Source organism: Lactobacillus sp. MRS-253-APC-2B (assembly GCF_012843675.1).
Lineage (GTDB): Bacteria > Bacillota > Bacilli > Lactobacillales > Lactobacillaceae > Limosilactobacillus > Limosilactobacillus pulli.
Map to the genome: position 1 here is coordinate 31,391 of NZ_JABAFO010000011.1, position 21,464 is coordinate 52,854.

Annotated in this window: 15 protein-coding genes, 5 tRNA genes and 1 CRISPR repeat array; of the genes, 3 read left to right on the top strand and 17 right to left on the bottom strand. The window is 42.7% G+C overall.

What is annotated here, in order from left to right; all coding sequences use genetic code 11:
* Nucleotides 1-188 precede the first annotated feature (188 nt).
* Nucleotides 189-1,046, top strand: a complete 858-nt coding sequence (locus HF864_RS06665) for a patatin family protein (protein ID WP_169462213.1) — start codon at nucleotides 189-191, stop codon at nucleotides 1,044-1,046.
* Nucleotides 1,047-1,335: 289 nt separating this feature from the next.
* The gene (locus tag HF864_RS06670; protein WP_169462214.1) at nucleotides 1,336-4,251 is read left to right on the top strand and encodes a YfhO family protein; all 2,916 of its coding nucleotides are present in this window, start codon (nucleotides 1,336-1,338) and stop codon (nucleotides 4,249-4,251) included.
* 96 nt (nucleotides 4,252-4,347) lie between these two features.
* A CRISPR array of direct repeats spans nucleotides 4,348-6,807; the repeat unit is 29 nt; unit sequence AGGATCACCCCCACATACATGGGGAATAC.
* A 29-nt stretch (nucleotides 6,808-6,836) separates the two neighbouring features.
* Here HF864_RS06670 and cas2e read toward each other — a convergent pair.
* From cas2e to cas3, 8 genes are read right to left on the bottom strand one after another with little or no spacing between them, the layout of a single operon-like run.
* A complete protein-coding gene (gene cas2e, locus HF864_RS06675) occupies nucleotides 6,837-7,739 on the bottom strand; it encodes a type I-E CRISPR-associated endoribonuclease Cas2e (protein WP_169462215.1) in 903 nt (300 codons plus the stop codon).
* Nucleotides 7,736-8,677, bottom strand: coding sequence for a type I-E CRISPR-associated endonuclease Cas1e (gene cas1e, locus HF864_RS06680; protein WP_169462216.1), 942 nt, complete (start codon nucleotides 8,675-8,677; stop codon nucleotides 7,736-7,738). Before cas1e ends, cas2e begins: the two co-directional genes overlap by 4 nt.
* 13 nt (nucleotides 8,678-8,690) lie before the next feature.
* Nucleotides 8,691-9,332: a type I-E CRISPR-associated protein Cas6/Cse3/CasE gene (gene cas6e, locus HF864_RS06685; protein WP_169462217.1), complete on the bottom strand. Its 642-nt coding sequence runs from the start codon at nucleotides 9,330-9,332 to the stop codon at nucleotides 8,691-8,693.
* A 17-nt stretch (nucleotides 9,333-9,349) separates the two neighbouring features.
* Nucleotides 9,350-10,057, bottom strand: a complete 708-nt coding sequence (gene cas5e / locus HF864_RS06690; RefSeq protein ID WP_169462218.1) for a type I-E CRISPR-associated protein Cas5/CasD — start codon at nucleotides 10,055-10,057, stop codon at nucleotides 9,350-9,352.
* Entirely contained in the window at nucleotides 10,038-11,120 is a 1,083-nt protein-coding gene (cas7e, locus tag HF864_RS06695; protein WP_169462219.1) for a type I-E CRISPR-associated protein Cas7/Cse4/CasC, read from the bottom strand. The genes cas5e and cas7e overlap by 20 nt, the downstream gene beginning before the upstream one ends.
* Nucleotides 11,121-11,146: 26 nt before the next feature.
* Nucleotides 11,147-11,740 (bottom strand): type I-E CRISPR-associated protein Cse2/CasB, encoded by a 594-nt coding sequence (gene casB, locus HF864_RS06700; protein WP_169462220.1) that lies wholly within the window; start codon nucleotides 11,738-11,740, stop codon nucleotides 11,147-11,149.
* A gap of 7 nt (nucleotides 11,741-11,747) precedes the next feature.
* Entirely contained in the window at nucleotides 11,748-13,445 is a 1,698-nt protein-coding gene (locus HF864_RS06705) for a type I-E CRISPR-associated protein Cse1/CasA (RefSeq protein ID WP_240936891.1), read from the bottom strand.
* Nucleotides 13,438-16,161: a CRISPR-associated helicase Cas3' gene (cas3, locus tag HF864_RS06710; RefSeq protein ID WP_169462222.1), complete on the bottom strand. Its 2,724-nt coding sequence runs from the start codon at nucleotides 16,159-16,161 to the stop codon at nucleotides 13,438-13,440. The genes HF864_RS06705 and cas3 overlap by 8 nt, the downstream gene beginning before the upstream one ends.
* A gap of 411 nt (nucleotides 16,162-16,572) precedes the next feature.
* Here cas3 and HF864_RS06715 point away from each other — a divergent pair, with 411 nt between their 5' ends.
* A complete protein-coding gene (locus HF864_RS06715) occupies nucleotides 16,573-17,319 on the top strand; it encodes a potassium channel family protein (RefSeq protein ID WP_169462223.1) in 747 nt (248 codons plus the stop codon).
* A 176-nt stretch (nucleotides 17,320-17,495) separates the two neighbouring features.
* Here the strand turns inward: HF864_RS06715 and HF864_RS06720 are convergent, their stop codons facing one another.
* The 9 genes from HF864_RS06720 to HF864_RS06760 form a co-directional block, all read right to left on the bottom strand.
* Nucleotides 17,496-17,882, bottom strand: coding sequence for a DUF956 family protein (locus tag HF864_RS06720; protein ID WP_169462224.1), 387 nt, complete (start codon nucleotides 17,880-17,882; stop codon nucleotides 17,496-17,498).
* 10 nt (nucleotides 17,883-17,892) lie between these two features.
* Entirely contained in the window at nucleotides 17,893-18,822 is a 930-nt protein-coding gene (locus HF864_RS06725; RefSeq protein WP_169462225.1) for a PTS system mannose/fructose/sorbose family transporter subunit IID, read from the bottom strand.
* A 20-nt stretch (nucleotides 18,823-18,842) separates the two neighbouring features.
* Nucleotides 18,843-19,649, bottom strand: a complete 807-nt coding sequence (locus HF864_RS06730) for a PTS mannose/fructose/sorbose transporter subunit IIC (protein ID WP_169462226.1) — start codon at nucleotides 19,647-19,649, stop codon at nucleotides 18,843-18,845.
* Nucleotides 19,650-19,661: 12 nt separating this feature from the next.
* Nucleotides 19,662-20,663, bottom strand: coding sequence for a PTS sugar transporter subunit IIB (locus HF864_RS06735; RefSeq protein WP_169462227.1), 1,002 nt, complete (start codon nucleotides 20,661-20,663; stop codon nucleotides 19,662-19,664).
* A 393-nt stretch (nucleotides 20,664-21,056) separates the two neighbouring features.
* A tRNA-His gene (locus HF864_RS06740) sits at nucleotides 21,057-21,131 on the bottom strand.
* Nucleotides 21,132-21,138: 7 nt separating this feature from the next.
* Nucleotides 21,139-21,219 (bottom strand) — tRNA-Tyr (locus HF864_RS06745).
* A gap of 7 nt (nucleotides 21,220-21,226) precedes the next feature.
* A tRNA-Phe gene (locus HF864_RS06750) sits at nucleotides 21,227-21,299 on the bottom strand.
* A 5-nt stretch (nucleotides 21,300-21,304) separates the two neighbouring features.
* Nucleotides 21,305-21,380 (bottom strand) — tRNA-Asp (locus tag HF864_RS06755).
* A gap of 8 nt (nucleotides 21,381-21,388) precedes the next feature.
* Nucleotides 21,389-21,462, bottom strand: a tRNA-Met gene (locus HF864_RS06760).
* Nucleotides 21,463-21,464: the final 2 nt, after the last annotated feature.

Genomic DNA, 21,464 nt, shown 5'->3' on the forward strand with positions numbered 1-21,464 from the left:
TGCCTCAGTGCAATCGCTGACTGGCAGTTCAACCGCTGGAAATCGGCAGCAAGTTGATTTTCGGCGTTTTTTCTTACGCTCTTTTTACCTCTTTACTGTTCATTAATTTTTGAGATTACGACAATATGTTATTATAATCATACCTAATTCGATTATTCGATTAATCGTATGAAGAGAGAGGGATTGCTATGCTTTATAATGCTGCGCTGGTTTTAGAAGGTGGGGCTTTTCGCGGTCAATATACGGCCGGCGTTTTGGACTGTCTGCTCAAGCACCACATTGAGTTTAAAAGCGTGATTGGCGTTTCGGCAGGTGCTTTATGCGGCGCCTGCTACGTTGCCAAACAATATAACTATGTCAACCATGTCAACACCAGCTACCGCCACGATTCCGACTACGTTTCACTTAAGCGTGGTCTGCGTCATGAGGATATTTTGAACCTGGACTTTTTGTTTGACGATCACGGCTGGGACTGGCATCAATTTGATCATGCTGCCTATGAGCGCTCAGCATCTAGTTTTACGGCGGTTGCTACTTCAATCGAAAATGGTAAGCGCGTTGATTTTGTCAACTATCGCGGCGATGGATTGGTAACTGCCCTGAAGGCATCTTGTTCCATGCCGTTTTTGGTTGAGCCCCAGCAGACTGATCAAGGCCCATGTCTTGATGGTGGGATTGCTGATTCGATTCCAACCGATCTAGCCAAAGAGCAAGGCTTTGACAAGATTGTCGTTGTCAGAACCCGTGAGGCATCCTATCGTAAAAAGCTTTCCAGTTCCCTGGTCAAGGCACTTTATCATCGGCAGTACAAAGATTACCCTATTTTTGCCGAAGAAGGCATCAATCGGCCTGAAGTATACAATCATCGTTGCGATGAGATCGATGCCGCATTTGAAAATCACGAGCTTTACTGCATTACACCACAAAAGTCGGTCAAGGTCAGTCGCTTTGAAAATAATGTCAAAAAGCTGGCTGGCTTCCATGACGAGGGCATGATCGAAATGGAACAGCAATTGCCTGATTTGCTGAACTATTTGGCCGACTGATATATCTTAATCAGCTTTGCATAGACAAAATGAATTTCTAAATTATGAAAGTCGCTGATCAGGCGGCTTTTTTATGTCTTCATAATTGATTGGTGGCGTTGTTTTTAAAGTAAATTTTAACAAATATCTATGATCCGAGTATCCAACAAACGGACTGAGATTCGCATTTGATAGTGATCTTCATCATCAACCTGATTTTTCGTACCATAATCTTAAGAATTTTGTTGAGTCTCACTTTTGGCAACTATAGTAAAATAGATTGGTATTATCTAACTAAGGGGTTAACAAGATGAACTTTTCATTTGAAAAGCGTGATCATCGCATGCTGTATCTCAAATACACGCTGATGTTTGTTCTGATCGCGCTGTGCATGTTCGGTAGCTATGCGATTACCGGACATACATTAATCTGGAATAAGGATGCCCTCAACCAACACGTTCCGTTGCTCGGTGAATACCGAAAAATCGTGCTGGGCTGGCTCCATCATCCAACGCGCTCGCTAAATTGGTGGTCGTGGAACATGGGGCTGGGTACCGATACCTTCCAGGTTTTTTCGTATTATACGATTGGCGACGTGTTTGCCTATCTAGCCTTATTGTTTCCGGCTGCTAAACTGACGCTGGCCTATCAAGTTATCACCGTTGTCAGAACATATTTTGTTGGACTAACGTTTTGCTGGTTTGCTGGCCACTTTTCTTTTCGGGATCACGTCATCTTAGGCGGCACCGTGGTCTACATGGTCAATTCATACTTACTCTATGCCAGCATCGCGCAGCCGTTTTTTATGACAACGTTTATTCTGTTCCCGATTTTAGTCGTTGAGCTTGAACGTGTTTTACAAGGCGGCTCGGCTTGGCCATTAGCGCTTGCCTTTTGGTGGATGCTGGTCAACAACTATTACCTAGCTTATGTGTTGGGGATTGGGACCTTTATCTATCTGGTGCTGCGTGTGGCTACAAATTACCGGCGGACGCTAAACTATGGTAAAACGCTGGCTAAGCTGGCTTTTGCCACAATCACCAGTATTTTGTGTGCAGCTTGTTTGTTGGTACCTGAGATTATGGCCGTCATGAACTCTACGCGAGCTGGGGCTGAATTTGCCAATGGGCTGAAGCATTATCCACTCTACTACTATTTGTTTTTGCCCAAGCAATTGATCAATGGTGACCAGTGGACGTTTATGTTCTGGTCGGCACTGGGACTGGTCAGCATCGCTTTTATCGCCATCGTTTATCTTTACACGCGGGCGCGCCAGTTTCCACTGTTGTCGATCAGTCTGGCAATGGCATTGGTTATGCTGCTGATTCCGGCAGTTGGGGCATTTTTCAATGGTATGATGGCCGCATCAAACCGTTGGACGCTTTTGATCTATTTACCAATTGCAATGTCGGTCTGCCTGCTTTTACAAAATGCTACGCAGCTTGATCGGCACACGCTTTGGATCTTAACCTGCGCGACAGGCATCTATCTTTTGGTCTTGGTAGTAACCTATATTTTCCAAAACGACACGACCATGTTCATGCCAATCATCTTTTTGATCATGTCACTTTTGATGATCTGGATCATGAATCTGCATGGCACGCCGCATCCCGATCGCTGGCTGGTTGCGATCATTCTCGCCAATGCCGCATGCAACGCTTTGTACGTCGGCACGCCTTATAACGGTAATTTTGCCAACAGTACGCTGGTTCGCGGCCAATATCAGTCAATTGCCAAGAATCGCTATGGCGGATTGGAACAAGGCTTAAACGATGGCTCGTTTTTCCGGGTGTCCACGATCTCCAACAATCAGATTACTTCTGGCGGGCTTTTGGATAATGATCTGACTTCTGGTATGCATAACATCGATTCGTACTATTCACTGCAAAATAAATACCTGGGTCAGTTCAGCACCTCGTTGCAAAATACCCAATATGAAGCCAACGTACCATTGCGCCAGGTTGATGATCGAACCGTTTTAAACAACTTCTTGGGCGTCAAGTATCTGTTCGTGCAGAGCAACAGCAGCAATGCCAACAAGATTCCTGGCGGCTACTTCTTAAGTGCCACTACCGAACCCAAGATCAACTATGACGTGGGTCAGCCAAGCAATCCAACCGATAAAACGCAGCTGATCCCAACGACGACCAACCGTTACCAGACCAATAACGCGTTCCCACTGCTCTATTGGCAAGATTCCTACATCAGCAAAAAAGCCTACCAAAAGCTTTCGCCTACTGCTAAGGAACGTGCCTTGGCCAGCGGGGTAACGATTAGCTCAAAAAACAACGGCGCCACCAATGGAATGAAGACTGCCAATTTGAAAGGCAATGTCATCAAACTTAAGTCGCAACTGGTTTCAAACCGCTTAAACAAAATCAAAGCAACTGGTCTTAAATATACTGACAGTCTGGAAACCTACCAACTGCAGCTGCCGCAGTTGACCAGCAAGGCATTCAAAAAACAGCTCAAAGGCAGTGAACTGCATGTTGAATTTGCTTCCATTAAGTATCAGCCATTTTCAATGAAACAACAGATCGCCTATGAGCAAAAGCACGAAGAACAGCAGTCGACAAACCCTGGAGATATCGTCAACTATCGCTTTAACCAGTACAAATTCTGGCGCTACCATATTCTGAACGGTTCACCAGATATGAGCTATGCGATTAAGATTTCCAGTAGTCTGGGTACGGAGGCCTTAGAACAGCCTAAGCAAAGCAAGCTGTCGTTTTTCAAGCTGGTTAAAAACGGCACGATGAACATTGGCTACTTTGCTAAGGGAATGCCATCTTCTTTAACCCTCAAGCCTTCTAAGCTGGGGATCTATCAGTGGCAGTATCAAGTAGTTGCCGAAAAGCTGGGAACCAAATACAATCAAGAAGTGCGTCAGATTCAAAAACACGCGCTTAAAAACGTCAAATTCAAACGCAATCAGCTTTCAGGAACGATTACGACTTCGCGGGTCGGTATTCTGACTTCTTCGATTCCCTATTCAACCGGTTGGACGGCGACCGTTGATGGTAAAAAGACTGCCTTGCTGCGGACCAACCAAGCTTTTGTCGGTCTGCGCCTGTCTGCGGGAACTCATCGCGTTGTCCTGCACTACCACGTACCAGGTTTGGCACTGGGCTGCAAGATTAGTCTGGTTGGTTTGATCTGGATGCTTTTGGCTGCAGTTGCCAGTTGGCTGATCAAACGTCACGGTGCCAACAAAGCTTCAGCATAACGGTTTGATCAACAGGTCTAAAACTACCAATAGCGCTATACCAGGCTTCAAAGCTTGATATAGCGCTATTTTAGTTATCAATCAGTTTCAGTTGAGCAGACTGCCTCTACATACATGGGGAATACAAATTGGGCTTACAAGCATGCAGACTTACGCTAAGGATCACCCCCACATACATGGGGAATACGTCTGCGATCGCCAAACGGGACGGTTTATGCCAGGATCACCCCCACATACATGGGGAATACTAAACAGCCTGGCGCTGATCCAGATGGTGACGGGGATCACCCCCACATACATGGGGAATACCTAAGTCGGTTATCAATCTCGTTAGCAAGGTCAGGATCACCCCCACATACATGGGGAATACTCTCCTCCAGCTCCCCGAATTTTAAATTTATCAGGATCACCCCCACATACATGGGGAATACGAAAATCTGCAGTTGCGAGCTGATGATAAGGGAGGATCACCCCCACATACATGGGGAATACAACATGCACTGGTGCCAACCAACATTCTGTCAAGGATCACCCCCACATACATGGGGAATACGGCGTCAAGCCGAAGAGGACAGTTACATGGACAGGATCACCCCCACATACATGGGGAATACAAGTTATTAATCAGACTTGCCAACCAGGTGATAGGATCACCCCCACATACATGGGGAATACGGGTAGATTTTTCGTTGCACAATCTGCTTGCCAGGATCACCCCCACATACATGGGGAATACGAAAACGGCTAAAGCACGCGACAAGCGATTATAGGATCACCCCCACATACATGGGGAATACGCAACTACGCAATTGCATTGAAGTTTGCACTGGGGATCACCCCCACATACATGGGGAATACAGGTTCATTTTTATGTTTATAAATCAACTCTAAGGATCACCCCCACATACATGGGGAATACAGATGATCACCGGTGGCGCTTGGGAGCTGGATAGGATCACCCCCACATACATGGGGAATACACAAAACTCACACATTTTCATACTCCCGATAAAGGATCACCCCCACATACATGGGGAATACTTGCTCCGCTGATATGATAACGAACCATTGTCAGGATCACCCCCACATACATGGGGAATACAAGCCCAGCCAAAGCTGAGCTAATGCAAGCCCACATACATGGGGAATACCGCGTAACATCAAGCTACAACGCGCGCGCGGAAGGATCACCCCCACATACATGGGGAATACTGATCGAGAACAAGCTGGCACAAATGAGCTTAAGGATCACCCCCACATACATGGGGAATACTGATATGGTCTAGCGATGGCATCAAGGTTAAATAGGATCACCCCCACATACATGGGGAATACAAAATGGCTAATAATGTTTCCAATTGCTTGTCAGGATCACCCCCACATACATGGGGAATACCGACAATCGAGTTTGGAAAAGGAACGGAAATCAGGATCACCCCCACATACATGGGGAATACTTATCAGTTTTGCCCGAACCATACCGGAAAGAAGGATCACCCCCACATACATGGGGAATACGCTAGGAACCATCTATCGCAACCAGGCAAATGAGGATCACCCCCACATACATGGGGAATACCGGTCATGAAGACGAAATTAACACCATTCGTAAGGATCACCCCCACATACATGGGGAATACGCCCGGCACAGCGCCGAGCTTAATTTTTGCACAGGATCACCCCCACATACATGGGGAATACTGTCGGACTTTATCTCTAGTGTAGGTTTTCCGAGGATCACCCCCACATACATGGGGAATACTGTTGGGTAATGAAATCCTTTCAAAACGATTGGGGATCACCCCCACATACATGGGGAATACCTAGATAAACCCGATATGGTTTGCCTTCCGCAAGGATCACCCCCACATACATGGGGAATACAGAAGTATCGCTTAACTAACTTAGGTGTGAAGGGGATCACCCCCACATACATGGGGAATACTGGCACGGGCGTCAGCCGTGTAACCATTTCTAAGGATCACCCCCACATACATGGGGAATACCTAACGCCATTGTTACCGTATTGCCAATGCTTAGGATCACCCCCACATACATGGGGAATACTTCAACATTCAAAGCGATTATGAAAACCATGACAGGATCACCCCCACATACATGGGGAATACTGGACGTTCGCAACATCGTCAAGCAACTAAACAGGATCACCCCCACATACATGGGGAATACAGCACCACTTGCGTTTGTTTGTAGTTACTATCGGGATCACCCCCACATACATGGGGAATACAAATGAATGATCTTCAAAAAGCATCCGCTGTAAGGATCACCCCCACATACATGGGGAATACCATGATTAGCATTAATAAATCAATCGACTACCAGGATCACCCCCACATACATGGGGAATACTTCATTGTAGCGCCTTTGGAACAGCTTCGTGGTGGATCACCCCCACATACATGGGGAATACCCGCCAAGCAGACTGTTCATGATTGCCCTACCAGGATCACCCCCACATACATGGGGAATACGAAATTGTTTATCGTCCTGATAATCATTTTTTAGGATCACCCCCACATACATGGGGAATACAGTAAACAGATCCCTATATGACGCCTTTTCTAAATCCTCAGTTTGCCATTTTTGATCAGTTTAAGTGCTAAGTCCAAAGTAGCCGTTGCATCTGATACAGATCTATGCGGATGGCCGTTCTCAATTTCATAATTTTTAAGAACCGTTGCCAACCGGTAATTATCTAAAAACTTTTGATCTTTCTTTACTATTGGCATTAAATCAATCATACGATTTGAAATGATCTGCTTATTAGCTTTTATAAATGCAGCATTAAGAAAAGTTTGATCAAAAAGCAAGTTATAGCCAACTATAGCATAATCACCAATAAAGTTCTGAAATTCATCTAACGCTTTTTCTAGGGACTCACCCTCTGAATCTAGCAACTGGTTGGATAGACCCGTTAATTTTTGAATGTTAGGCGGAACTTCGGATTTTATTTTAATATATCGATTGAATTTTTCTACCTGTTGTTCACTGATCATTTTTACTGCACTGATTGAAATGATTTCACTGTTTACAGGTTTTAAACCCGTTGTCTCTAAATCGATTGCAACTAAATTAGTTATCCGTTGTTTAGACGAAACTGAGTTGGCCTGAGAAAACCTTGACTTCTGTGCTTTTTTAGCTCTGTGAAGCTTTGCAGCTTTACTAAATCCATGTTTGACTGATCCTGGACTGTTTTTTAAATGCTTGATGAATGGTAACCCATCAAAATTAATAACTTGTTTGTCTTTTCGTGTAGTCCTGAACGTATAGCCAAGTTCGTTATTAGTACTATAGATAAGCGTTGCCTCACCGTTTCCAATTGACTTAGTAATACGTTCCCAGAGCAGGTCTCTGATACGAGCACTAAAATTACCTACATAGACTCCTGTTTGTACTTCTTGACACCATTTAGTCAAATCACCCCGCAATGACATTGGAACTTTTGAAAGGGTTATCACAATCATGAATCATCATCCCCAAATTCATGATATTGAACACCAAATTTTTGCAATCCTTCTTTATCATCCCAAAGATTAATAATATCTGCATTGCGAGTATCATCATCACCAAGCAAGTCCTTTAAGTCGGCAACCATTTTTAAGATTAGTTTACTTTCACGAATCCTATCTCTCATTGCCCATCTCGTTCGATCGGCTATGTTATCGTCCCCATATGCGGCAACTACTTCAAAAGCAGTCGGGATTGAAAACTCAGCTTTATACAGATCAGCAAAATCATAGATAAAAGCTAGGTCATGACCTGTATGAATAAAGCCAAGCCCAGGTGAAGCACCCAATGCAGCGACCACGCTATAGCACAACCCATACAATGCCTGATGAGCTTCAGTCAAAGCCTTGTTGATCGGTGTGCTTGATTCAAAATTATCGTGATTGTACTCTCTTCTAGTCCATTCAACACCTGTTTTCTTGGACCATTCTCGGTAGACTCGTCTGATTCTGGAACCCTCTTTACCCCTAAGTTCCTGCATAGTAAGCTGTGAAACGTCTTCAGTTGGAAACCGTTTCTGATACATCTTGCGAGCAACTGCAATCCTGGTTCTGGTGTTTGAAACTAACTTTGCCTGTAGTTCTAATAACTTTGATGAATGTCCCAATGCCCGTCCATGAGCGTATTGACGAACCCCATGCTCTCCAACCCATAAAACGGCAGCTCCCGAATCACCAATTAATTCCATGGCACGATGAGTCACATCGACACCCGGTCCTAACAACAAGACACCGATAATTGCAACTGGTATATATATGATGCCAGTACTGTCTTCAACTTTGATCGCACTATCTTGGCGATTGACAACTGCATGTTCTAAATATAAAAAACTTATTCGATCGCCAATTCTGCCTAGCTCTTGCAGTTTCGGCTTGTCAGCACCTGTTTTTTTCATACCATTACCTCAGCTAGTTGATAGGAATGACGGTTAGCATTCCCATACCATAAGCTTTTTCACGCCCCAGACCATAAATTAGCGTGTTTTGAAGTGCAATAGGATCAGTGACTTCCAATATTCCTTCAAAAGCAACCCTGCTAAGCCTTATTGGACGATTTCCCTTATGATAAAGTGGTACAAAATCACGTTCCTTAATCTCAAAACTATTTTCAGAGAGCCTAAATCCAGCACGCTCCGATCTTTTAATTAACCACTCTTTCTGCTGGTCAATTGTAATATGTGGAAACGTCCGTTCACGTTCACCATTCTTCCCAGCTCCCATCCGTAATACTGGATTAGCTACTAATCGAAAACGTAACCGTTGTCCATTTCTTATACTGTTAATAAATGGTAAGTACTCTTTAGTAGCTGCCGTGTTAGCAACACCATACCGTGATAATATTGTTAAATCTGGTTTATCCTCGCTCACAACGAGTAGGTATTTTCGATTGGCTAACGTATCGATACGCCATAAATGTCTTTTTCTGACACCTTTTTGAATTTCGTCTGGAAAACTTTGCTCTATCCAATTATGGTATGCGCCTAGATTAGTTAAGTCTTTAATTTTTCGACGATTTTTGGTATCGATTTCTACTCTTGATAAATATACCATCGCAATCTTTCTCCAATCTAAATCGATGCCCATATATCATGATCGGTATTTTTTCGTTGGACGTAATTACTGTTTTCTAAAAAAACATTATCTTCGGCAACTGACCGATACTCATAATATCGACTTTTTTGATTAAATGAGCCAACACCATCTTTAATTAAGTGATTAGGTTTGTCTGGAACTAATTTTGCATCAGCATAGATACGTGCATTAAAAGCATCTTTTTTGTACTTTCTTTGAAACCATACCGATGCTTGCCATGGCAACTCTTTTAAGACGTTTATAGCAGTTTTATCTGGACACATTTTTATTTTTAAAATACCAGCAGGCGGGTTGGATCGCCTCCCAAAATAGAGTTGAAATTTTGGATGCCGTAATGCATACTCAATTTCTTCCATCAAAGCGTCTTGCTTGCTACTAAGTGCAACCATAAAAACCGCATCCTGCAAATATATTCGATGAGAAAGTTTTCCTGGTTTCTTTAAACTATAGTGGGTAATTTGAAAATCACTTAACACTTCGCCAGGTTGATCAACACGAACGGCAAAATCTAAATCGTTTAAACATTTGTAATCATCACTTTCCCTGCGAAAACCGAGGGCGGCACCAATCATCCCTATAATTGCGCTTTTACTTGGAGCTCGAAAAGTAGTTCTTTTTTCAAAAGATGCCGGATCTCCATACGACTGCAAAGGCGCAGCTAGTCTAATTACTAATGTTTTCATCGTTCATCATCCGTTCTAAACATTCTGCAACGTTGGTAAGTAGTGATGAGATGTCTTTAACTTGATTATCAATTCTAGATTCTTTAGTGGACAAAACAATCGTTGTCTCTGGTTCTTCAACAAAGCTCTGAGTTACATCATACTCATTTTCAAGTTTTTCAATTGACTTTTTAATGTAACCACTATTTGAACGAACTGGTTCTTCAAAGGCTGAAACTAAGTTAACCGGCGTATCGTTTCGAATTGTTACCATTACATATGGAGGAATTGTTTTATTTGCAAAGCTATTTTGTTTACCAGTTGGCATTGACAAAACAAATTCCTTGATAAATAGCTCAATTCCTTTCAGCGTTAATTCCGCAGAACCTAGATTGTGAAAGAGTTCTTTAACATTAACGTTAGCGTATCGATACAGCGTTGAGGAATTAAATTCCAATGTATCAATCATAGCAGCTCCTGCACTATCTTGTTCGTCATCCAAGGCAGTAAAATAGTCAAATTCGGGCACGATCTCGTGAGTTGAAATCGCATGAGCAACTTGCGAAGCTGCATCTACGTTTAATTCAGGATTATCAGCAACCATCCGACCAAAAAGTGCTAAATCAAGTGAATTTTTGTCACTAAACACTTCTTTAAGCTCTTTTTTATCATAAGCATCATTTTGTAAAGCATAGTCCGCTAATTTATCAATCTGACCATCACTAAGCAAAAACAGTGCACCAGTAGTATTCTCATCTTTTTTTATTTTGATGCCGGCTGCTTTGAAAACCTCAATTGCTTTTTTAGTTGCGGCATCTAAATCTAGGGTATTATCCTTTTCGGCAAGCTTTTCAGCCAAAAGCTGAACACCTTTTTTCGTCCGATGACTCAACAGCCATTCCGCACCATCGCTATCTTTCTTGAAAGCTTCTCGCATTGCATGTTTCCAACTCTGCGACGATACTCTTGCTCGCGTAACTCCGCCATAAAGAGCCGTCTTAGGAGCACCTGAATCATCGCGATTGATATTTGAAGCTGGAACCGTTTGTAATACATGAATATCTAAGTATAAATTTTTAGTCATGTTTTTTTCCTTCCTTATCTTTTGTATTAATTAGTTGAAACTGATTGCCAATAATACTGGCGTCCCCATTTTAAGAAAACCTGTCTTGAGTACTCATAACCCATTTGAAAGAAAAATAGATCTTGCGCCAGCTGCGAAAAATCTAATAATAAATTTCTATCGGCAGATTTTAAAATTCTAACCAGCTGAGTAACACTCTTGGCAACACTATCAATATTAGTTGAAGATAAAAGATTTTGTATCCGCCGATCAAGAGCTGCCTGCTTGTCTTGATTTTTCCTTAGATCAGCCAAAGCGACAAACAGTTGCTGCCCTTTATCCTCAGCATTTACTTGATTAGAACTTGCGTAACTCAGTTGGGTAAGGCCTTGCTGATAAATAGCAAAGCACCTAAGCGCAGTGTAGATAGCTGTTTCTTGTCGTGTTTCTCTGCCTTGTGGATCGCTGCTGATATCACTTGCTGCCATTTTTGAAAACATAATCGGCCAAACATTTTCTGCACGACGATCTTTAATTGTTACGGCATGCCGCAAACTTGCCAAAACCGCCTTATCCAAATCGCCGTTATTATAAAGACTATATATTATCTGCGCAGTTACCTTTGCGATTTCATTTGCCATATACTCACTACCTCAATTTCTTTCGATACTTATTGATGCTTGCGCGGAGGATATTAACAAGGATAAAAATATTTTTAATCGATTCGTCATCCTTGCCCTTGTGATCACCAATGATTTCTTTGGGCGATGCTGTTGCCATAACTGACTTGACTTGTTCGTCAACCTGTTTAAGTAAAATCTTATCTTCCCATCGCAAAATTTGGGGAGTCGTCGGTTGCATCGGATCCAAATCTATCAGCCAATCAGCAAATGGTTCATTTAGGTGATTATAAAAGTCTTCACTTAATCTGTTTGCAAAATCTTTTTTATTGCCAATGCCTCGTAATTCAGCCAACCCATTGGCAAATCCCCAATAGTACTTAATAATTTGTTGAGTATATTCAATAGCATCTTCAATCTTAGTTGTCCAATGCAAATCAAATAAAATATCGGCATTGATATAAAGATCATCGCTAATTTCTGCTGCCGGCATTTGAGAAGTAGCATTTCCATCACTGATTAGGTTTGCCGTTGCCAAATTCACATAATGGGTATCCGGAATCAGCTGTTCATCTTTTAATAAACTCAACCAGTTGACTATTCCCGGCTTCATATCGGCATTTTGAGTATCAGCTTCAGTAGGAACATATAACCCAAAATTTCGCCACATTTTCTTACCCAGATCACTTAAATGCTTAGTATTATGATGACGATCCTTCACACGCCAAGTAGTCATAGGTTCAATTTCATTATTGATTGTGTCATCATCAAATTTTGGCAGACAAGTTGAAAAGACAGTCGGCTCCTCATCCCATTGTACATAAATCATACGCGACCAGTTGGTATACAAGCCTGCAATATTGTCAGGGGCCTTTTTTTCTAGTAAATATTTAACATAGTCTGCTTGACTTGCAAATTCCCAATTAGGTTTTTGAATAATACTTCCATATTCTCCAGAAAAATCAGACATCAAGACAAGATTAAGCATTAAGGTTTCAAAAAGTGTTTTTCCTTGAGCATAAACGGTATCTAAACCATATAGCCAACCAGCTGATGCTGAATACTTCTCAACATCTTTAATTTTCGTCTTGTCAGTAGTTCCCGTGAAATTCTGATAGCTAATCAGCCACCTGACAAACTCTGCAGTTCCAATTTTGTTTTTTTGCGAACTAGATTTTGGCGAAAAAATATCCGGTGAATTATTACTTTCCGAAATTAATCGATTCATCTGTTTAATTGCAACAGTACCTTTCCCCGATGCAATTTTTTTACTGGTGAGATCATCATAAACCTCAGCCGTTACTTGATAAAACGGCTGCTCACCAAACACATCAAAACGTGCTGCATACTTTTCCAAATACTTTACAACGATATCTGAAAAACGTCCTTGTTGAAAAAGGTCTTCCCACGTTGCTAATAAATCTTCTTGGATATCATCATTATCATCTTCTAATGAATTATCAATTGGGCGCCAGCTTTGCGAATCGAGTTCTAGCCATTCATACGGATTATCATTCGCATCAAACCTTGTATAAACCGTTGTTAAGATTGCTAATAGAAAACGTAAAATTGCCAAATCCTGCGACCGCATCTCGCCTGCTAACCGACGATAATTTTGTGCATTTTGAAAGAGATCCTCTAAAGAAATCTGTTTTTCTTCATCAGAATCAAGTCCAATTACCTTTATCCAAGGACTGGTCAGCAGATTAAAACTTTCTTCAGCCATGCTTCTCCTCCAATCTTTCATAGCATAAACCCTTATCAGATGAATAGCTTAACCTAAAGTCAAAAAAATCAGTCGTTTGTTTTGATCCTAAAATCAAGGCCAAAGAATCGTGCAGCCAAATACTCTGCTGCCATTGCGGCAAGTTTTCAGATGTAGTATCTTCAAGCTTTTTAATGATCTCATCTAGTTTCCACTCTGGAGTAATAACACCCGGCAAGCGGATAACTTGATCAGAGATAGTCTTATCATCAACTTCGGTCAATTTTCTTCCATCTAATAGGTAAAATTGATGATCAGTTTCTTTAAGTAAAATAACTTCTAAAGTCTCTTGAATATCACGAACCGCTGCCTGGGCTTTAATCTCGCCTTGCCTATCATCTGGGAGATCCCAATCAAGCCATTTATGAATTGTCCCTTTAAGCTTGGGCTTAGCAATTTGAAATACTTTTGCTTTATTCTCAGAAATTTTTTGATCTTTATCAAATTTTGCCTTAGCTTCTATTAGGCCAGAAACTTCGCTGTCAGTCGCTGTGTCATAGACTTGCTGAACTAATTTGGAAATATCACCCGGTAATGCTATTTTTTCTTTTAAAAAATGATCTGTTTTCATTAACAAATACTTTTCGTAGATGTACTCATTACTTTTTCCATAGTCGCCATAGTCATTAATCCCTAAAATATATAATTGAGGGGTTTGTAAACCTTTAGGGCGCTTAATATTATGACGATGCAATCGACCAACCCTTTGCAAAATCAAATCCATTGGTGCGATATCAGTAAATAAAACGTCGAAATCGATGTCTAGCGATTGTTCTAAAACCTGCGTACCAATCACAACCAGTCTTGATGGCCGAGCAGCATTTTTCCCAATCATGCTTTGAAGCTTTTCTTCAATTTTTTGACGATATGGTGCCAAAAACGCAGAATGCAAGACAATCGTTAAAACGTCTTTTGGCATTAAGTCAGCAATTTCCTGTGCTCTTTTAACCGTATTAACAATAATTCCGGCTACGCCACCATCTTTTATCTTGGCATTTACGATATCAACCAGCTTATCATTTTCAACATTGATTCTTTCAACTTGTACGCATTTAGATTTTTGTGATACAAAATTCGTTACTTGTTTTAGGCGTTTGCCATCTAACATACTTAGTAATGGGTATGCCTCATTGTTTTCCCAACCAGGCTCTGCTTCAAATTGGTCACTACCAAATTTACCTTTCGCATAACTTTTCAAAAGCTCATTTCTTTTTTCCTTTGGTAAAGTAGCAGAAAGGGCAATTACCGGAACATTGTATGCACCTAACCATTGCAGAACTTTTGCTAGATACGAAGACATGTAAACATCGTAGCCATGAACTTCATCGATAACGACTACTTTTCCGCTCAATCCAAGGTGCTTTAAAAAAAGATGTCGTTGTTTCAATCCCATCTGCAGCAAATTGTCAATTGTTCCAACAGTAAACTCCTCAAGAATTGATTTTTTGCCACTAAACCACTCATTGACAACCACTGCTCCCGAACCTTGTACATTTTCTGCCTTTGGTATTGCTTGGTTTCTTTGATTAAACTTGGCTTTCCCATGCATCAACTTTATTGAAAGATTGGCATCTTGTTCCTTAGCTTCCTTCGCCAACCAATCTTCAACTCGATCAAACATTGCATTAGACGTCGCTTGAGTTGGCAGCCCCATAAACAGGCCATTACAGCCACATCGACTAGCCAGCTGTTCAGCCACTGTTAAAGCAATTTCAGTTTTACCAATTCCCATAGGCGCTTCAATAATCATCATGCCAGGATCAAGAGCCTTACTAATTTCCTGACACATTGCCAGCTGAACTTCACGTGGATGAAATCCCCAATGCTGAACGTAATATTCGTCAATATCAGAGACACACTCGGCACTCCACTCGTCAGTTATCTGCCATGTATTGATGGCATTTTGATAACGCTGTTCAGTATTAACATCAGTAGCAGATTCATTAATGTCGATAAGTGGAAAAAGCGGTTTTGATGGATCATCATTCAAATACTCACTGGATGCCAACCAGTCAGCCATTATCAATAGGCCCTCTAAAAGTACTGCTTGAATTTTATTGACCCGAGGAATTTCTGATGATGTATGAAACCCGCATAAATGTAGACCATATTGGAATAGATCCTCTTGAACCTTTCTCCATCGATTCTGTTCTTCTCCTGGTGTCTCTGGCCAATAGTTTTCTGAATTATGCTGTGTATCTTTTGCCACTGGATTGCTTAAAGGCTTACCATGATGACCACCTATTATGGCCGCAATAGATTTATTCACCCCATATGTTTCCAACAATGCTTCACCGGCCAAGGCATGGGGTGATGCACTGCGTTTCGAAAATGATAATTTATCGATGCCTTTGAACCCACCTCGAATCATTTTTTCCATAATGTCTTCATCAAGCGAGTCATTATGAACATATGACTGCTTAGTTTGAAATGCCGTCGTTGCCTTTCCGATATCATGGATATATCCCAGAAATTTAACTACATTTTGTGTTATCGTTTCTGAATTTTCAATCATTAGCAATGATCTTTGATTATCAGTCAGCCAATGATTGTACAGCCAATTAATAACATTTTTTGTATCAATTAAATGTATAACCAATGGCAACCAAAGTTCTTGATCATCGCGAATTGCTTTCTTTCCCCATAAAGAAAGTTCTTCTGTCGTTAGCTCTCCCATTTTTTCACCTTTAATTTCAAGTTAAATACTAAATGCTTTGAATAATATCTGCTTAAGCATCAAATTAAAATCATTCAAATACAGAATCTACTAGTTGTTCAATTCTAAATTTAATCGCCCCCATCATTGCTATAACGTTTGACCATAACAAAAATTTTCATAAAGAGCATTCACTCACCCCCACATACATGGGGAAAACTAGCTATAAAGCAGTATCCCTAACATTAATATCGGGATCACCCCCACATTCTCATAAACTATGGGTAAATATTACATTTATATCATTCATTATAATCACAAATCAATAAAATTCAACTCAGATTAAAGCATTGATCCGCGCTAAACTATTGTCACCTTGCTGCAAACGAATTATTATTAAAACTAATTACTATACTATTGGGAAAATTAACTATGAATCCTCGCAAACACAAAATTCTGCTGCTCTATCAGCTGTTTATCGCCCTGATTGCTTTAATTTCGATTTTACTGTTGCTGTTTGACTGTGCACACGCCATCAACCTCAGCCAGTCGCCTTATGTCTGGATTGATCGGGGCATCTGGGCCATTCTGGTAATCGATTATTTCACTCGACTCGCCCTTTCAAAAGATAAACTCCGCTTTTTCAAAGATAATATCTGGGATCTGCTTTCTATTATCCCGACCAATTCGATCTTTACCTTATTTCGATTTGCTCGAGTGGCGCGAGTCTTTCACATACTGCGCGTATTACGACTCTTTCGGCTGGTCGGTTTGACTGTCCGCTTAAAGCGCTTCTTTCACACGGATGGTCTGATCTATTACCTTTATCTTAGCTGTGGCATTCTGTTTATTGCTTCAGGCATGTACAGCATCTCAGAAGGCGTGTCATTTTCAACGGCATTCTGGTGGGCTTTAACGACCGTTTCAACCGTGGGCTATGGCGACGTCTCGCCGACTACGCTCTGGGGACGGATTGCCGCGGTTTTGCTGATGGTCGTAGGCGTCAGCATTATCGGGCTTTTGACCAGCACAATCACGACTTATTTTGAACCAACCAATCCGCATGAGGTCACAAAAAAAGAAATCGCCAAGCTGCATGCCGAAAATAAGCAGCTGCATCAAGAACTGATGGAAATCAAACAGCTGTTAAAAGATCAGCAGCATCACGACACCAAATAGCAATGCAATTAATTAAGGGTCCACACTATCAGGTATTGGTAATCATCAATGCCTGATTTTTTCATAAAATGAGGGCAAGTTCTCTTCAATTCCCCGCGGACCTGACCCAATATACATAAAGCGCCTCAAGACCATTAAACCGGTCCTGAGACGCTTTTTCTCTTTTGCCAATCATATCAGCCCTTTTGCTTATGGCTTGCACGAATTCCTTGCCAGCCACGCTTGAGTTTTTGCGTAAACGTCAAGGCGCGGACCATATGCTTGGGATCGACGTGATTGCGAACGGCACGCAGCGTTGCTTTGGCATCCTTAGCGGCAAAGATAAACTCGCCGTTATGTCGGGTTCGAATCGTAAAGCGTGGAATCCAATGCCCGCCGAATACCAACGAGGCAATTACCAAGTCAATCTCATCCCAAGGAATCTGAATAAACTTGCGCACGTCGCGATCATCGTAAAACTCAAAGCCCCGATCGCCAATCATGATCTTGCCATATGATACTGGTCCCATAAATGAAGTCCCGTCCGTAACGTATTCAACTTTGGCATTGATTGATTCAACCATTTTTCTCACCTTACAGCAGGCCGCAGACGTGACCCAAAATACCTAAGACAAACAAGCCAATGATGATGACGATTGGTGAAACCCGCTTTTTAAGTAGCCACATACAAAGGAACGTCAACAGCAGCCCCGCCAGACCAGGAATCAATTGGTCCAGGTTATCCTGCAGCGTCGTAACCTTGTAGCTGGTCAGCGACAGTCCTTTACCCATATTCCACTCAGTCAATACTTTTTGAACTGAGTGCATGTTGTTTGGCAGGCTGCTCCAGTCAATGTAGGCACCTTTTTGCAATGGGGTTTTAGAAACCACTGGCGTAAACTTGATCGTAACCCAACGCTCAATCAGGGTCCCTAAGATAAACATCCCCATCATAGCCGCGCCACGCGTTACTTTTTGCAGCAAGCCACCTGAAACGTCATCGGTGATCTTAGAACCGGCATGATAGCCAAATTCCTGCGTGTACCACATAAAGGCAATCCGCAATGCGTTCCAGATCAAGAAGAACAGGATTGGACCAACGACATTGCCTGAGATCGCCATTGAGGCCCCCAGACCGGCAATAATTGGCCGCGCCGTGTACCAGAACACTGGGTCACCGACACCGGCCAGTGGTCCCATCATCCCGACCTTAACACCGGAAATGGCAACGTCATCAACGGCTGCCCCATTGGCCTTGTCTTCTTCAAGAGCCAGGGTAACCCCGATAATTGGCGAGGCCAGATATGGGTGGGTGTTGAAGAATTCCAAGTGCCGTTTCAGTGCCGCTGCCTGATCATCTTTGTTCTTGTAAAGCTTCTTGATGGCAGGAATCATTGCATAAGCATACCCACCATTTTGCATACGTTCATAGTTCCATGATCCTTGGATGAACGTTGAGCGCCAGCAGACGTCCCAGCGATCACGCTTGGATAATTTAATCTTGTTTTCCTTCTTATCTGCCATAATCAGTCGCTCCCTTGATCTTAATAGTCATCCAAAATATCACCCAATGGATCGCCGGTATCACTGCCTGATCCACCATTGTTGCCAGAACCGCCCTTGGATTCCAAAGACAGGTACATCAGCGTCAAGGCCAGACCAATGGCACCAATTGCGATCAAGGTAAGCTCAGAAACTGCCGCCAGAGCAAAACCAATCATAAAGAATGGCCAAACCTCACGACTGGCAATCATGTTGATAACCATGGCGTAACCAACGGCAACCACCATGCCACCACCGATCGTCATCCCATCAGTCAACCAAGCAGGCATCGATCCCAAAAAGGCGCGAACGGCACTGGCTGGCACAAACAGCATGGCAGCAGCTGGAATAGCGATCCGCAGCCCTTGCAGACTAACGGCCAGCATCTGCCACATGTCAACGCCACGGAAGTTTGCTTTGGCGGCTTCTTTGTCCATGATGTGAATAATTGCAACGGAAATCGTCCGTACGATCATTGTTAAGAATAGGCCGGCAACCGCCAAAGGAATGGCAACCGCGATTGCAGTCCCGATCTGCTTGATCTGACCACCACTTTGAATAAAAATAATCGTTGAAGCAACGGCTGCCAAGGCTGCATCTGGAGCAACGGCAGCACCGATGTTGGCCCAGCCCAATGCGATCATCTGCAGCGAACCGCCCAGCATCACGCATGGAACCAGATGGCCAGTTACTAAACCAATCAATGTGCAGGCAATCAGTGGCTGGTGGAACTGGAATTCATCCAAGACACCTTCCATACCAGCCAAAAATGCCACAATCACAACTAAAATCATTGAAATCGCAGACATAATCAAAACCCCTTAATTCTTTTGTTCATCGATCAGCTTTTGGGCCTTTTCCAGCAAAGCATCCATATCCTCGGCATTGCTGGAAGGTACCTTCTTGACCACGAACTTGATTCCCAGCTGCTTAAGCTTCTTAAAGGTGTCAACATCTTCTTGATTCATGGCCAGAACCTGGTTGACGTTGACCTTGCCCTCTGAATAAGCCATTGAGCCAATATTGAGCTCTTTAATGCCGACACCGCCTTCAATGGCTCGTAAAGCATCCTCAGGCGTTTCAAACAGCAGCATGGCTCGTGTATTGCCGAAGCGCGGATCTTTGTCGACCTTGATCATCTTGGCGATTGGCACCGTATTGGCATGAACGCCGGTTGGTGCCGCTTGCTTAATCATGTTCTTGCGCAGCTTGTCTTTGGCAACATTATCCGAAACAACGATAATGCGGTTCGGGTTGGTTGCCTTGGTCCAGCCAGTTGCAACCTGACCATGCAGCAATCGTGAATCAACCCGTGCCAAAACGTATTTAATCTTACCATCGCCGATGACGGTGCCTTCTGGAATCGCACCCTTGGCAACCGGCTTGGCATTGCTTGGCGCAGCTGGTGCCTTAGTTTTTGGCATCAGCTCTTCTGGCAAGGTCTTGATGCCATCTTTGGCCGTTTCAACGATGTGGGTGGCAATCTCTCTGGCCGAATTCATAGTCATCCGCGATGCCAAGGCTTCAATAACCATTGGCAAGTTCATGCCCGTTACGATGGCCCATGTATCTTTATGCTGTTCAAACAGGCTGGAGGCTTGATTGAATGGCGTACCACCCCATAAGTCAACTAAAAACAAAACCTGTTCTTGATCTGAAAAGTCTTTAATAGCTTCTTCAAGCTTGGCATGGATATCATCCGGCCCCTCATCCGGTTTTAAAATCACATGTGCCACGTCTTGCTGCTGACCAAAGATCATCTCAGCCGATTGATTGATCCCGTCTGCAAAGCCACCATGACTCGTTAATACAATTCCTACCATATGAATCCCTCGTATCACTATCAAATAATTCCAATTGATCTACAGTTTGACCACAGCTTATTAAAAGCCTCTGGTCTGAAGTAAATATTCATCACTTCCCATCGCAAAATCCCACTTGCTTATACTATGTAAGCGCGTTCTTATACAATTTATCATCTCTGTCTTAATTTGACAATCTTTCATCAAACGTCCAATTAAGTTTAAGATTCTCTAAAGACCCAGTAAATAAGGGATGACGGTTTCTCATTAATCTTTAAAAAATATTTTCTGCAATCGGTTGTATTCAAAAAAGCCATCGATTGCAGTCTTTAGGATTGTATCTTTTAACGTTTTATTCATTACAGTATGCAAAAAGACCATGTTCAAAATTAATTGAACATGGTCTTTAACAGAGGCGGTATGTGGGATTCGAACCCACGCATGTCGGACCCACAAACCGATGTGTTAACCAAACTTCACCAATACCGCCATAAAGTGGAGGAGGGTGGATTCGAACCGCCGAACCCGAAGGAACGGTTTTACAGACCGTCGCGTTTAACCACTTCGCTACTCCTCCATAAAAATGGCGCGGGACGGAATCGAACCGCCGACACACGGAGCTTCAATCCGTTGCTCTACCAACTGAGCTACCGAGCCATTTACGGTCCGTACGAGACTCGAACTCGTGATCTCATCCGTGACAGGGATGCGTCCTAACCAAAACTAGACCAACGGACCAAGAATAATCGCGGCAGGGGGGATCGAACCCTCGACCTCCCGGGTATGAACCGGACGCTCTAGCCAGCTGAGCTACACCGCGAT

Excerpts from the sequence above, each read along its gene's own strand:
- cas6e (WP_169462217.1), bottom strand. The coding sequence starts at position 9,332 with ATGGTATATTTATCAAGAGTAGAAATCGATACCAAAAATCGTCGAAAA.
- cas2e (WP_169462215.1), bottom strand. The coding sequence starts at position 7,739 with ATGATTGTGATAACCCTTTCAAAAGTTCCAATGTCATTGCGGGGTGAT.
- HF864_RS06725 (WP_169462225.1), bottom strand. The coding sequence starts at position 18,822 with ATGGCAGATAAGAAGGAAAACAAGATTAAATTATCCAAGCGTGATCGC.
- HF864_RS06730 (WP_169462226.1), bottom strand. The coding sequence starts at position 19,649 with ATGTCTGCGATTTCAATGATTTTAGTTGTGATTGTGGCATTTTTGGCT.
- cas1e (WP_169462216.1), bottom strand. The coding sequence starts at position 8,677 with ATGAAAAAAACAGGTGCTGACAAGCCGAAACTGCAAGAGCTAGGCAGA.
- HF864_RS06735 (WP_169462227.1), bottom strand. The coding sequence starts at position 20,663 with ATGGTAGGAATTGTATTAACGAGTCATGGTGGCTTTGCAGACGGGATC.
- casB (WP_169462220.1), bottom strand. The coding sequence starts at position 11,740 with ATGGCAAATGAAATCGCAAAGGTAACTGCGCAGATAATATATAGTCTT.
- HF864_RS06720 (WP_169462224.1), bottom strand. The coding sequence starts at position 17,882 with ATGGTTGAATCAATCAATGCCAAAGTTGAATACGTTACGGACGGGACT.
- HF864_RS06715 (WP_169462223.1), top strand. The coding sequence starts at position 16,573 with ATGAATCCTCGCAAACACAAAATTCTGCTGCTCTATCAGCTGTTTATC.
- cas5e (WP_169462218.1), bottom strand. The coding sequence starts at position 10,057 with ATGAAAACATTAGTAATTAGACTAGCTGCGCCTTTGCAGTCGTATGGA.
- HF864_RS06670 (WP_169462214.1), top strand. The coding sequence starts at position 1,336 with ATGAACTTTTCATTTGAAAAGCGTGATCATCGCATGCTGTATCTCAAA.
- HF864_RS06705 (WP_240936891.1), bottom strand. The coding sequence starts at position 13,445 with ATGGCTGAAGAAAGTTTTAATCTGCTGACCAGTCCTTGGATAAAGGTA.
- cas3 (WP_169462222.1), bottom strand. The coding sequence starts at position 16,161 with ATGGGAGAGCTAACGACAGAAGAACTTTCTTTATGGGGAAAGAAAGCA.
- cas7e (WP_169462219.1), bottom strand. The coding sequence starts at position 11,120 with ATGACTAAAAATTTATACTTAGATATTCATGTATTACAAACGGTTCCA.
- HF864_RS06665 (WP_169462213.1), top strand. The coding sequence starts at position 189 with ATGCTTTATAATGCTGCGCTGGTTTTAGAAGGTGGGGCTTTTCGCGGT.